This window comes from Ruegeria sp. HKCCA4812, assembly GCF_013034245.1.
GTDB lineage: Bacteria > Pseudomonadota > Alphaproteobacteria > Rhodobacterales > Rhodobacteraceae > Ruegeria.
Genome location: NZ_WQFQ01000001.1, coordinates 1,202,817 through 1,214,763, shown reverse-complemented (window position 1 = coordinate 1,214,763; position 11,947 = coordinate 1,202,817). Strand labels below are relative to the sequence as shown.

Here is an 11,947-nt window from a genome sequence, read left to right as displayed (position 1 = left end):
CAGAGTCAGTACTTGGTGCGGATGCAATAGCCCGGATGATGCGTCATACGCGCAAAGGTAAGCGGCCTGTCTTCTTTCCAGGTGGTGCGCTCCATTTGAATCATGGATGTTCCCGCCGTGGTGCCCATGAATTCTGCCAGTCGCGCATCTGCGGAAATGGCACAGAAAGCGACCTCAGCATCGGTGAAAGGTGCGGCCGTCAACAGCCATTCATGTGGCCCCTGTTCGAACAGGTCCGCGTCCTCCACATCAGGTACGGCCTCGATGTTGATCCATCGTTCTTCCATCTGAAAGGGCCGATTGTCCGCATAGTGCATACAGATTACATGTAGAACACGCGCATCCGGTGCCACGTTGATCTGCGAGGAAAGCCATCCTGGGCTGGTGACGACATTCCTTTCAACAAGCGCATAACGATAGTTTGCATTCTGGCTTTCGACCACTTGCCGCGCCAGTGACAATTCGAGTTTGGCGTGTTTGCTGGGCTCTTTCTTGACACGTGTGCCGCTCTTGCGTTTGCGCTCGACAAAGCCCTGGTCGGCCAGTTCTCTCAAGGCTCTGTTCACAGTGGCCCGGGCGCAATTGAACTCCTCTGCCAGCTGGGTCTCCGTCGGCAAAAGCGATCCTTGTGGCCAGACACGGCTTTCAATGCGTCGTTTTACTTCGTCTCGAACGAACTGGAAGCTGATCCGCTTTTGTATCGTCACGGGTGAATCTATCCCTTCAAGTATAAAGTGTGCGCATCTGTTCAGAAGCAAGTAGAAGTGTAAAGGGGAAGTGACACTGGTTGGCGTCATTTTCGTGCTTTCACGAATTTAAGCGAAAAAAATTAAGTGTTTGTTAAGCTTTACGTTGGGTCAAATTTTGCCGCGAAAGGGCTTTACCCGAACTGACAAAGCGGACAAGACTTCGAAAACGCTTTGGAAAGGATGCGCGATGCCAGGCTTGCTGGAAACCGTTGACCCGAACGGGCTCGAAGAATTCTCGGTCGTATTTACCGACCGCTCGCTGAACCATATGTCGCAGAAGTTTCAGCAGGTGATGCGCGACATTTCGGATATGTTGAAGGGCGTGTACAACGCAGATGGCGTCGCCGTTATTCCCGGCGGTGGAACCTATGCCATGGAAGCGGTCGCCCGACAGTTCGCGCGCGGCGCAGATGTGCTGGTGGTTCGCAATGGATGGTTCTCGTACCGGTGGAGCCAGATCATTGAAAGCGGGTCTCTGACAAACTCGACCACGGTCATGAAGGCGCGCGAGACTGGCAATTCCAGCCCATCGCCTTTTGCGCCTGCTCCGATCGAAGAGGTCGTCGCCGCGATTCGCGAACAAAAGCCCGGTGTTGTTTTTGCTCCGCATGTCGAAACGTCTGCGGGGGTCATTCTGCCGGATGACTATGTGACCGCGCTGGCAAGCGCGGCGCATGAGGTGGGTGCGTTGATGGTGTTGGATTGTATAGCGTCGGGTTGCGCCTGGGTGGACATGAAAGCCACCGGTGTCGATGTTCTGATCTCGGCGCCGCAGAAAGGGTGGAGCGCCTCGCCATGTGCCGGTCTGGTTATGTTGTCTGAACGCGGAGAGGCACGTCTGGAGCAGACCAGTTCCGACAGTTTCGCCCTTGATCTGAAGAAATGGCGGCAGATCATGCAAGCCTATGAAAACGGCGGCCACGCCTACCACGCCACGATGCCGACCGATGCGTTGCTGGCCTTCCGCGACACCATGGCAGAGACTCGTGAATACGGGTTCGAAAAGTTGCGTGCGGCGCAGTGGGCGCTGGGTGACGGTGTGCGATCGATGCTGAAGGACAAGGGTGTCGTTTCGGTTGCGGCCGACGGTTTCGGCGCGCCCGGAGTTGTGGTCAGCTACACCTCGGATCCCGAAATCCAGAACGGCAAGAAATTTGCGGCACTTGGCATGCAGATTGCCGCGGGTGTTCCGTTGCAATGTGATGAGCCCGAAGGGTTCAGCACGTTCCGGTTGGGTCTGTTCGGGCTCGACAAGCTGTACGACGTGGACGGCACCATCGCGCGTTTGAAACGGGTGCTGGATCAGGTTCTGTAAGCGGACCGGGCCTTAGCGAACGCCAAGGCCCATCTGCATCAAAGTCTTGCGCACTGGTGGCAGGGAATAGAGCGCGCTCAGCCCCATCGCCCGTGCATCTCGCAGCGGCCGCGTCTCAATCATCGAGGCGCGGTTCAGCAGATCAATGCCTTTGACGCGCATCTCGATCTCGGTGTGACGGGCCTTGTGATAGGCACCCAGCATCTGCTCGTCTCCCAGACCTTCGGGCCGGGCCTGTGCCAAATCCAGCAGGCAACGCAGGTCGCCCAGAGACATGTTCAATCCTTGTGCCCCGATGGGAGGCACCACATGCGCCGCCTCGGCCATCAGCGCGATGCGTTCACCCGCCAGCCGTTCAGCCGATTGGCTGATGATGGGCCAGATCGTTCTGCGGGATGCCAATTTCAGCGGGCCGAACAACCCGCAGGACCGAGAGGTCATGGCGGCCTCGAAAGCCTCGGGTTCCAGGTTAAGGAGTTCAACGGCCTTCGGTCCGCGTTCCATCCAGACGATGGCGGACGAGGGCTGCCCGTTCCAGTCCGGCAGAGGCACCAGCGTGAACGGCCCCCCGGATCTGTGAATCTCGGTCGAGACATTCTCGTGTGGAATGGGGTGCGTCACCGCAAATGCCAGCGCCTTCTGCCCATATCGTGTTGTGTGCACCTTGATGCCGGCTGCTTCGCGCATCGGCGAGTTGCGACCATCGGCAGCAAGCACAAGCTTGCACCGGACGCGGCTGCCATCACTCAGGCTCACGCGGGCTTCGGCGGTTCGGGTGAACAGGCTGGTGGTCGCGGTGCCGGGGCGGAAATCGACATTCGGCAACTCGGCCAGTCGCGCCACCATTTCACGGCGCAACAGCCAGTTGGGCAGGTTCCAGCCGAAAGGTTGTTCGGAGATGTCGGCCGCGTTGAAGTCGCGAACGACGCGTGGCTCGGGCAAATCACCCCCGGCATCAACGATCCGCATGACTTGCAACGGGGCCGCCTGTGCATCCAGCCTTGCCCACAGACCGCATTGTTCCAGCAGGCCGCGCGCAGGCTGCAAAAAAGCCGTGGTGCGCAGATCTGACCCGTCCACGTCCCGCTCGGTGATTGGAGGGCTCGGATCAACGCAGATCACTTCAAAACCTGCCGTTCCAAATACCGCCGCGGCGGTCAGACCGGCGATCCCGCCACCGGAAATCAGGATGTCACAGCTGTCGGACATGGCGCCTCTCATCATTCTGGGCAGAACCTAGTTCGGATCTGCCCCGAGTGCCAAGTGACATCCTGTCCCGTATTTCAGCCCCGTGAAATCAGGATGAGGATCAGAAACATCAGCGGCACCATCATAAGGGCAGGGATGTAGAGGCCGGGAAGGCCGAACAACATGATGGAACAGCCCCACATGCTGAAAATCGCAGCGGCGGTGTAATACAAGTCTTCTGCCTTGGCGTTGACCGCCTCGCGCGCCAGCCATCCAAAGACGGGAATTGCAAAGAAAAGGCGCTGCCAGATCGGCAGGCGCAGCGGCATGTCAATCGCGCTCATCGGGGTCTCCATCTGTTCGTCGCTGCAGCGCATATAAGGACGCAGATGCGTGTGCAGAACGTGCAGATCGTCGCACTGTGACAGCCTATCGCAGGCGCGCCAGGAACGCGGTCAGATCGTCCGTGTGATGGTGGATGTGATCGGCTTCATGCGGGTCGGGAGAAACATGAACCGTGCGCATTCCCATCTCGTGTGGGGCCGCGAGATTGCGTGGTTCATCTTCGAACATGGCCGCCATTTCGGTCTGAAGGCCGTCTTTTTCAAAGATCGTTTCGAATGCAGCTTTTTCGGGTTTTGGCCGGTACCCTGCATGTTCAACACCGTAAATCGCGTCGAACAGGCCTGTCAGGCCGCGCGCCTCGAGGACCCGTTCCGCATAGGGCGCGCTGCCGTTGGTGTAGACGATCCGCCGGCCGGGAAGGGCGCGGATGTGATCGGCCAGTTCCGCATCCGGGTCCATGTGGCTCATGTCAACCTGATGTACCGCGTGCAGGTAAGGGTCGGGGTCCAGATCATGTTCGGCCATCAACCCGGCCAGCGTCGTCCCGTATTGCCGCCAGTAATGCGCGCGCAGCCGGTCGGCTTCGGCCCGGTCAACACCGATGGCTTGCACCACATAATCCGTCATCAGAACTTCTATCTGATCGAACAGCCGCATATGCGGTGGGTACAGGGTGTTGTCCAGATCGAACACCCATTGTGTGACATGACTAAACGAAGGTTTGACCATAGCTTGGGTTTAGGGCGCAGTCGGGCGGTTTTCAATGCTGTACTTGATCGCCGCCCCCTGTCACGGCTAGACATGTCCGAACGAGGAGACCAACGATCCCATGAGCCAGACCCGATCCCCGACCAAGGACGCCTACAGCCTTATCCTGGAAGCCATCGACGTGGGCGTCTACAAGCCCGGTGATCGGTTGGTCGAAAGCGAACTGGCAGAGCGTTTCGGAGTGTCACGCACCCCGATCCGCGAAGCGTTGCAACGGTTGGAAACCCAGTCTCTGCTGGAACGGGACGGGCGGTCGTTGATCGTCGCATCCCTGGATCACAACCAGATGGCCGAGCTTTACATCGTACGCCGGGAACTTGAAGGGCTGGCTGCGCGTCTGGCCGCAAAACACGCCACCGAAGAAGAAATCAAGGTTCTTCAGGACATGGTGGTCGAAGATGACAAGCTGATCGATGACCCAACGGCCTTGTCGCGCGCCAACCGACGGTTTCACGAACAGATTCATCTGGCGTCACACAATCGCTATCTGGTTCAGCAGCTTGATCTGGTTCACCGGACCATGGCTTTGATGGCGACCACTTCGCTGGCTGTTCAGGGTCGTGGCGAGATTGCGCAAAGTGAGCATAAGGGAATCGTCGATGCCATCGCAGCCCGAGACGAAGAGGCTGCGGGGCAGGCGTTGAAGGAACATATTTCGGTCGCCTTCATGACACGTCTGAAACAGGATGCCAGTCGTCGCGACAAATGAACGTCAGGTCAGCGGAACGTCTTCGCTGGCCTGCCCGTGTTGGGTTTTGTCCCAAAAAAACGGATTTGTCGCCAGTTCCCACAGGGCTTTGTAGCCGGCGACCACCCCCAGAGGGAAATACAAACACATCGTCGGAACCCACGGCAGCAAAAACCGACGTTCGCGCGCGGATACAGCGATGATTCCGACGCATATATTCAGGGCCTCGGTCGCCAGAAACAGCCAGATCAGCGCCGTCGTGATCTGCTGCGGCAGGATCTGCTCCATCGGATTGGGCATGCCCAGGGCGTATAGCCAGAAAATCCATAGAACGGGGGCCAGCAGGAACTGACCCAGAGTGCCCAGAAAGAACGCCTGTAGGCCGATAAACTTGGCCGCACCCAAATCAGCATACAGTTTCCACGGGTCCCGCATGTGCACAAGATAGGTGACCATGAACCCCTTGAGCCAGCGTGAGCGTTGCTTCACCCATGGCCAGGCACGGAAATTCGCCTCTTCGAAGGTGGCGGTGTCCACCATCTCGGTCCGGTAACCCGCTCGGCAAAGCCGCACGCCCAAATCGGCATCTTCGGTGACATTGTGGGCGTCCCAACCGCCCAGTTCCAACAGCTTTTCGCGGCGGAAAAAGAACGTCGTTCCCCCAAGCGGGACGACCAGCCCCATACGTGCGATGCCCGGCAGGATCACGCGAAACCAGCTGTTGTATTCGATGGTGAAACAGCGCGACCGCCAGTTCGTGCGGGGGTTGTAGTAATCCAAAACACCTTGCAGGCAAACCACCTCGGGCGAAGCTTGGGTGAAATGCGCAACCACACGTTCAATCTGATCCGGCTGTGGTGCGTCTTCGGCATCCCAAACGCCAACGATGTCACCGCGGCAAAAGTCCAGCGCGTAATTCATGGCGCGCGGTTTGGTGGTCAACCCGTTCAGTTCGGGGACTTCAACTACACGCATCCAACTGGGCAGAGCCACTCGCGCAAGGGCGTCGCGCGTCACGTCATCCGTCGCCTCAAGCACGAGAATGACGTCCAGCAGCGCTTTGGGATAGGTCAGCCTTTGAAGCCGTTGCACCAGAGCACTCGCGATTTCTCGCTCCTTGTACAACGGCACCATGATGGACACGCAGGGGTGACGCAGCGCGATCGCCGCCTCTGTTGGCTCGGTCGGCTTTTTCATGCGGTCGCTGAGGCAGGCCAGGGCGCCCATTATCCGAAAGGCTGCAAAAAGAACCAAACTGCCTACGGCCGCGCCCAACAAAACCATCAATCCAATCGAGGGGAACAGGGCAGAAAGACACAGCACACCCAGCGTTGCCGCAGATGATACGAGCCGGGACCCGGCGGTCCAGTTGCGACAGCTTTGTTCCGCGTTCACACGGGTTTCGGCCGCTTTTGCGAGTGTCCGCGAGAAGTGCTGTGCAATGACCCGGTCGATCTGATGAGAATCCGCAAGAACCGGCAGGATGGAATAGTCGCAATCCTGCATCTCGGCTGCCACGGTTGCAAAACGGTCGGGCCGGGCAGTGGCGACCAAAAGCAACGGGCCGATGCGCATCCAGGGAATGACATTGTGCTCAAGCCAGAAATCTACCGGCTTCAGGTCACACAATCCGGGCATCGGTGGAATTTGTTCGAGGTCCGCGATCTGCCACCCGAACTGCGTCGACAGGGCCTTCAGAACGTCCTGCCTGGTGGCATACCCCTCGCCAACCAGAATCTCGCCAAGCGGCGCTTTCTGCCTGGTCTGCAGGCTCAGCGCATGGTCCAGTTGCGAGCGCGTGATGACCTCGGTTTCCAGCAGGCATGTGCCCAGCGGTTTGCGAAATCCGGGCGCCGGGATCGGGGACGCGTTTGTAAAATCCTGAAGGTTAAGTTCAACCATTAAAAAACCCTGGCACAGTTACCTGCGCTCAGGGTTGATCAAACAAGGTTAATGTGCCGTTAACTCTGGTAACTTAAGGGTTTATGCCTGCCCTTTTTTCTTTTCCATCGCTTCGGCGAAACGTTCGAACAGGTAAAAACTGTCCTGGGGTCCGGGCGACGCTTCGGGGTGGTATTGTACCGAGTATACAGGTCTGTCAGTCATGCGAATCCCGCAGTTCGAGCCGTCAAACAGCGATCTGTGGGTCTCGACCACGCCTTCCGGCAAAGATTGTGCGTCCACGGCAAAACCGTGATTCATCGAAGTGATTTCGACCTTGCCGGTTTCCAGATCCTTGACCGGATGGTTCGCGCCGTGGTGGCCGTGGTTCATCTTGACTGTCTGACCGCCCAACGCCAGCGCAAGCATCTGGTGGCCAAGGCAGATACCAAAGACGGGCAGATCGGTTGTGTCCAGAATTTCCTTGATCATCGGCACAGCATAGGCACCCGTTGCGGCCGGGTCGCCGGGACCGTTCGACAGGAAAACGCCATCCGGCTGATGGGCCAGCACTTCGGCAGCGGTTGCCGTTGCTGGCAGCACGGTTACATCACATCCAGCCGAGGCGAGACAGCGCAGAATATTGCGCTTTGCTCCATAGTCGACAGCCACGACTTTGTGGGCGGGGGCCTCTTGCCGCTTGTATCCTTCCGGCCACGCCCAGCGCATTTCATCCCAGCGGTAGCTTTGGGCACAGGTGACATCCTTGGCCAAGTCCATCCCCTCCAGCCCGGCAAAGCCGCGGGCCGCAGCAACCAGTGCTTCGATGTCGAAATTGCCCTCGGGATCATGAGCCAGCGCCACATGCGGCGCGCCCTGCTGGCGAATGGCCCGGGTCAGACGGCGGGTATCGACGCCGCCGATGGCGATGCGTCCACGGCGGGCAAGCCAGCCCTTGAGTTCTTCGGCCGAGCGCCAGTTGGACGGCTCGGTCGGGTCCCATTTGACGACCATGCCAGCGGCGACTGGATCAGCGGTTTCGTCATCTTCGGGGTTCACTCCGACATTGCCGATATGGGGGAAGGTAAAGGTGACGATCTGCCCGGCATAGGATGGATCGGTCATGATTTCCTGATATCCGGTCATCGCTGTGTTGAAGCAGAGTTCAGCCACGGTCTGTCCGGTTGCACCGAAACCGATGCCGTAAAACAGCGTTCCGTCGGCCAAAGCCAGACATGCGGTGGGCTTGGACGGGGCGTTCTGGGCCATGGCGCGACTCTCCTGCAAGGTAAACCGGCGCATACCTAAGGGGGTTAAGCGCTTGGGTCAAGTCTGTTCAATTTTTGGGCTATCGTTATTTTTCAATGGGTTAAGCTTGTTCGCCCCCGGTTGTAACACGCTTTTTGTTTAGATATGTTCGGGGTTCCGTTGTCATGGGGATGGACAAGCCAAATGGACATGCGATCACGGGTGAATGCCGCCCTGAAGCAAGCAATGAAAGACAAAGCAGCCGAGCGTCTGTCGACGCTGCGGTTGATCAACGCGGCCATCAAGGACCGCGACATCGCCGCGCGCGCCTCGGACAATGAAGAGGTCAAGGGCTGTGGTGATGCAGAGGTGCTTGAAATTCTTGGCAAAATGACCAAGCAACGCAAGGAAAGTGCGCGCGCCTATGAAGAGGGCGGTCGCCTGGACCTGGCCGAGCGCGAGATGCAGGAAGTCGCCGTCATCGAAGAGTTTCTGCCCAAGCAGCTGGATGATGATGAGGTGTCAAAGGCGATTCAGGCTGCAATCACTTCGACCGGTGCCGGTTCCATTCGCGACATGGGCAAGGTCATGGGCGAGTTGAAGACCCGTTATACCGGACAGATGGATTTCGGCAAGGTCGGGCCTATGGTCAAGGACCACCTCTGCGCCGCGTCAAACGGCGACTGCTGAGACATCAGGCTGAAACACCTACTGCGCGACAGGGTCGCGCAGTTTCCTGGCCAAATCGTCATAGAGCGTGATGCGCTCATCTTCCGACAAAAACGCCCCGATTTCTACTTCACGCCCGTCTCCGACGAGCGTGACATAGTGTGGAACCGGGCCGCCTCTTTCGTACATTTCAGGTCGTGCCCAATAGCGATTGCACGACCATTCCTGTTGGTCTTTGCCCGGAGTGTGATGCACCAGGCGGGCTTGTGAACCGGACAAGGTGAAAACCTCAAACGCACTGCGCGCGCGATAGTTCGCCTGAATCGCCAGCCAAAGCCCAAGCACCGTCAACAGCAGAAACGGTAACAGGCCCCACAACACGACCGACCCAAGCACGGCCAACAATGGGATCAAACCGAACAGAAATACGGACAGGATGGCAATCATCGCCCCACGTCGCGGCAGTGAGTTATGCGGCCAGAGGCGCAGTTCCTGTTCGGTCTCGGATGTCTGATTCCATTTGTACGGCATACCGGAAACATATCGCAGTGCCGCCTCATGTCGACGGATTTTGATCAGACCACGTGGCCCACACGCGCCCAGGACAAGGCGTCATCCAAACGGTCGTCGCCCCAGAACACCTCTTGCCTCACCACGAAGCTGGGGGCGCCGAAAACACCCAGTTTCACGGCGATGTCTGTTTCAGCTTCCAGCGCGGTGACGATATCCGGGCTGCGCGCGCGAGCCAGCGTCAGGCGAGGATCCTGCTGGCACCGCAGCAATGCTTCGGACAGGGCGCTTTCGCTGCCTGCCTCGACGCCATCCTCGAACCAGATGCGGTATAGGTTCTGGGTAAATGACTTGCCCCATCCATCCCTCATACCAAACAAAGCGACCTGATTGGCCAGGGCAAGATCGGAAATCGGATAGGGTGCGGGCAGGCTGGCGTGGATGTGATACTTGGCACAGCGACGTTCGATATCACGCCACATATATGCGGATTTTTCGGGTTTTCCGGCGAACGGGATATTCTGCTGGGCTGACATGACCGTGCGCACATTAAAGGGCCGCCAGTTCACGGTGGCGTCATGTTCTGCGCACCAGTCGTCCAGACGCATCAGGGTAAGGAAGCTGTAAGTGCTGCCGATTGAATACCAAAAGTCGATTTCCGGCATTGCCGATCCTCCGACTGTTCTGCGGGGGTATCATAGCGGATTTTGGTACACTTGGCGAACCGGCAGAGGTGGAAACGAAAAACCCCGCCACGTGGGCGGGGTTTCCTTGGATCAGATCGGGATCAGTGCGCGTGGCCTTTGTCCCAGTCTTCCTGCTTGGGCAGCTGCTCGAACGTGTGTTCGGGCGGCGGCGTCGGCAGGGTCCATTCCAGCGTATCCGCGTATTCATTCCACGGGTTCGGACGTGTCTCTTTCGCACCACGGAACAGGGCGTAGAACACGATCCCGAAGAACAGCAGGAACGAGGCGAACGAGATAAACGCGCCGACCGACGAAACGAAGTTCCACTGGGCGAATGCCTCGGGGTAGTCGATGTAACGGCGCGGCATGCCCTGACGGCCCAGGAAGTGCTGCGGGAAGAAGGTCAGGTTGGCGCCGATGAAGAACAGCCAGAAATGAACCTTGCCCCAGAACTCAGAGTACTGACGACCCGTCATCTTGCTGAAGTAGAAGTACACCCCGGCAAAGATCGCGAAGACAGCACCCAGCGACATCACATAGTGGAAATGTGCCACAACATAGTAGGTGTCATGATAGGCACGGTCGACACCGGCCTGCGACAGAACCACACCGGTCACACCGCCGACGGTGAACAGGAACAGGAAGCCGAAGGCGAACAGCATCGGTGTCTTGAACTCGATCGAGCCGCCCCACATGGTGGCAATCCACGAGAATACCTTGACCCCCGTCGGAACCGCGATGACCATCGTTGCCAGCATGAAATAGGCCTGCTGACGCAGCGACATGCCGACGGTGTACATGTGGTGCGCCCACACGACAAAGCCCAGCACGCCGATTGCGATGATCGCCCAGACCATCGGCAGATAGCCGAAGATCGGCTTGCGCGAGAAGGTGGCGATCACGTGGCTGATGATTCCGAAGCCGGGCAGGATCACGATGTACACTTCGGGGTGGCCGAAGAACCACAGGATGTGCTGATACAGGATCGGGTCACCGCCACCGGCCGGATCAAAGAAGGTGAAGCCAAAGTTGCGGTCCATCAGCAGCATGGTGATCGCGCCTGCCAGAACCGGCAGCGACAGCAGAATCAGCCATGAGGTGACGAAGATCGACCAGCTGAACAGCGGTACCTTGAACAGGGTCATGCCTGGGGCACGCATGTTCAGGAAGGTGGTGATCATGTTGATCGCGCCGAGGATCGAGGAGGCGCCCGATACGTGCACGGCGAAGATCGCCAGGTCCATGGACATGCCGCCTTCGGTCGTCGACAGCGGCGGATACAGAACCCAGCCCACACCCGAGCCGAGCTGATCGTTACCACCCGGGCTGAGCAGCGAGGCAACACCCAGCGAGGTGCCGGCGACATAGAGCCAGAAGGACAGGTTGTTCATCCGCGGGAACGCCATGTCCGGCGCACCGATCTGCAACGGCATGAAATAGTTGCCAAATCCGCCGAACAGGGCAGGGATGACAACGAAGAACATCATCAGAACACCGTGATAGGTGATCATCACGTTCCACAAGTGTCCGTTGGGGGTACACGGGTCGGCCATGAAGCCTTCCAGGCACATGTACTGAACGCCCGGGTGCATCAGCTCGAGCCGCATGTAAACGGTCATCGCCACCGAGATCAGACCGGCAAGGGCCGAAACGACCAGGTACAGAATCCCGATGTCCTTGTGGTTGGTCGACATGAACCAGCGCTGGAAAAAGCTGCGCTGATCTTCATGGTCGTGACCGTGAATGGCTGCGTCTGCCATTATAGGTGCCTCCTGTTGCAACTGCACCGCGCAGTCGGACCTCTCCAACGCGCGGGATTCCTGCTGGTTTTAGAATGTGAAGAGGGCACCTTCAATGGCCGAGTTTGATCTGGATCAAGATTAATTGTCGCGGGCACGCG

General features: G+C 58.4%; 12 protein-coding genes. 3 read left to right on the top strand and 9 right to left on the bottom strand.

The window, feature by feature from the left end:
* Positions 1-5: 5 nt before the first annotated feature.
* Positions 6-707 (bottom strand): GntR family transcriptional regulator, encoded by a 702-nt coding sequence (locus GOW04_RS06060; RefSeq protein WP_254705361.1) that lies wholly within the window; start codon positions 705-707, stop codon positions 6-8.
* 229 nt (positions 708-936) lie between these two features.
* Here GOW04_RS06060 and GOW04_RS06055 point away from each other — a divergent pair, with 229 nt between their 5' ends.
* Positions 937-2,064, top strand: a complete 1,128-nt coding sequence (locus tag GOW04_RS06055; RefSeq protein ID WP_171231851.1) for an aminotransferase class V-fold PLP-dependent enzyme — start codon at positions 937-939, stop codon at positions 2,062-2,064.
* A gap of 12 nt (positions 2,065-2,076) precedes the next feature.
* Here GOW04_RS06055 and GOW04_RS06050 read toward each other — a convergent pair whose 3' ends face one another.
* The 3 genes from GOW04_RS06050 to GOW04_RS06040 all read right to left on the bottom strand — a co-directional run bounded on the left by GOW04_RS06050 (position 2,077) and on the right by GOW04_RS06040 (position 4,326).
* Positions 2,077-3,273 carry a UbiH/UbiF family hydroxylase gene (locus tag GOW04_RS06050; protein ID WP_171231850.1) on the bottom strand — a complete coding sequence of 399 codons (1,197 nt, stop codon included), beginning with the start codon at positions 3,271-3,273 and terminating at the stop codon, positions 2,077-2,079.
* Between the two features lie 74 nt (positions 3,274-3,347).
* Positions 3,348-3,596 (bottom strand): hypothetical protein, encoded by a 249-nt coding sequence (locus tag GOW04_RS06045; RefSeq protein WP_171231849.1) that lies wholly within the window; start codon positions 3,594-3,596, stop codon positions 3,348-3,350.
* An 85-nt stretch (positions 3,597-3,681) separates the two neighbouring features.
* Positions 3,682-4,326 carry a pyrimidine 5'-nucleotidase gene (locus GOW04_RS06040; RefSeq protein ID WP_171231848.1) on the bottom strand — a complete coding sequence of 215 codons (645 nt, stop codon included), beginning with the start codon at positions 4,324-4,326 and terminating at the stop codon, positions 3,682-3,684.
* Positions 4,327-4,426: 100 nt separating this feature from the next.
* On the opposite strand from GOW04_RS06040, the gene GOW04_RS06035 reads away from it, so the two are divergent.
* Positions 4,427-5,074: a GntR family transcriptional regulator gene (locus GOW04_RS06035; RefSeq protein ID WP_152457632.1), complete on the top strand. Its 648-nt coding sequence runs from the start codon at positions 4,427-4,429 to the stop codon at positions 5,072-5,074.
* A 3-nt stretch (positions 5,075-5,077) separates the two neighbouring features.
* On the opposite strand, the gene GOW04_RS06030 is transcribed toward GOW04_RS06035, so the two are convergent.
* Positions 5,078-6,955 (bottom strand): glycosyltransferase, encoded by a 1,878-nt coding sequence (locus GOW04_RS06030; RefSeq protein WP_171231847.1) that lies wholly within the window; start codon positions 6,953-6,955, stop codon positions 5,078-5,080.
* Between the two features lie 81 nt (positions 6,956-7,036).
* Positions 7,037-8,203, bottom strand: a complete 1,167-nt coding sequence (gene carA, locus GOW04_RS06025; RefSeq protein WP_171231846.1) for a glutamine-hydrolyzing carbamoyl-phosphate synthase small subunit — start codon at positions 8,201-8,203, stop codon at positions 7,037-7,039.
* A gap of 183 nt (positions 8,204-8,386) precedes the next feature.
* Between carA and GOW04_RS06020 the strand changes: the two genes are divergently transcribed.
* Positions 8,387-8,872, top strand: a complete 486-nt coding sequence (locus GOW04_RS06020) for a GatB/YqeY domain-containing protein (protein ID WP_152457635.1) — start codon at positions 8,387-8,389, stop codon at positions 8,870-8,872.
* 18 nt (positions 8,873-8,890) lie between these two features.
* Here the strand turns inward: GOW04_RS06020 and GOW04_RS06015 are convergent, their stop codons facing one another.
* From GOW04_RS06015 to ctaD, 3 genes are all read right to left on the bottom strand, one after another.
* Positions 8,891-9,382 (bottom strand): DUF2244 domain-containing protein, encoded by a 492-nt coding sequence (locus GOW04_RS06015; RefSeq protein WP_171119599.1) that lies wholly within the window; start codon positions 9,380-9,382, stop codon positions 8,891-8,893.
* A gap of 44 nt (positions 9,383-9,426) precedes the next feature.
* Positions 9,427-10,026 (bottom strand): 2-hydroxychromene-2-carboxylate isomerase, encoded by a 600-nt coding sequence (locus GOW04_RS06010; RefSeq protein ID WP_171231845.1) that lies wholly within the window; start codon positions 10,024-10,026, stop codon positions 9,427-9,429.
* 122 nt (positions 10,027-10,148) lie between these two features.
* On the bottom strand, positions 10,149-11,807 hold the full coding sequence (gene ctaD, locus GOW04_RS06005; RefSeq protein ID WP_171231844.1) for a cytochrome c oxidase subunit I: 1,659 nt from the start codon (positions 11,805-11,807) through the stop codon (positions 10,149-10,151).
* Positions 11,808-11,947: the final 140 nt, after the last annotated feature.

Excerpts from the sequence above, each read along its gene's own strand:
- GOW04_RS06055 (WP_171231851.1), top strand. The coding sequence starts at position 937 with ATGCCAGGCTTGCTGGAAACCGTTGACCCGAACGGGCTCGAAGAATTC.
- GOW04_RS06050 (WP_171231850.1), bottom strand. The coding sequence starts at position 3,273 with ATGTCCGACAGCTGTGACATCCTGATTTCCGGTGGCGGGATCGCCGGT.
- GOW04_RS06045 (WP_171231849.1), bottom strand. The coding sequence starts at position 3,596 with ATGAGCGCGATTGACATGCCGCTGCGCCTGCCGATCTGGCAGCGCCTT.
- GOW04_RS06040 (WP_171231848.1), bottom strand. The coding sequence starts at position 4,326 with ATGGTCAAACCTTCGTTTAGTCATGTCACACAATGGGTGTTCGATCTG.
- GOW04_RS06035 (WP_152457632.1), top strand. The coding sequence starts at position 4,427 with ATGAGCCAGACCCGATCCCCGACCAAGGACGCCTACAGCCTTATCCTG.
- GOW04_RS06030 (WP_171231847.1), bottom strand. The coding sequence starts at position 6,955 with ATGGTTGAACTTAACCTTCAGGATTTTACAAACGCGTCCCCGATCCCG.
- carA (WP_171231846.1), bottom strand. The coding sequence starts at position 8,203 with ATGGCCCAGAACGCCCCGTCCAAGCCCACCGCATGTCTGGCTTTGGCC.
- GOW04_RS06020 (WP_152457635.1), top strand. The coding sequence starts at position 8,387 with ATGGACATGCGATCACGGGTGAATGCCGCCCTGAAGCAAGCAATGAAA.
- GOW04_RS06015 (WP_171119599.1), bottom strand. The coding sequence starts at position 9,382 with ATGCCGTACAAATGGAATCAGACATCCGAGACCGAACAGGAACTGCGC.
- GOW04_RS06010 (WP_171231845.1), bottom strand. The coding sequence starts at position 10,026 with ATGCCGGAAATCGACTTTTGGTATTCAATCGGCAGCACTTACAGCTTC.
- ctaD (WP_171231844.1), bottom strand. The coding sequence starts at position 11,807 with ATGGCAGACGCAGCCATTCACGGTCACGACCATGAAGATCAGCGCAGC.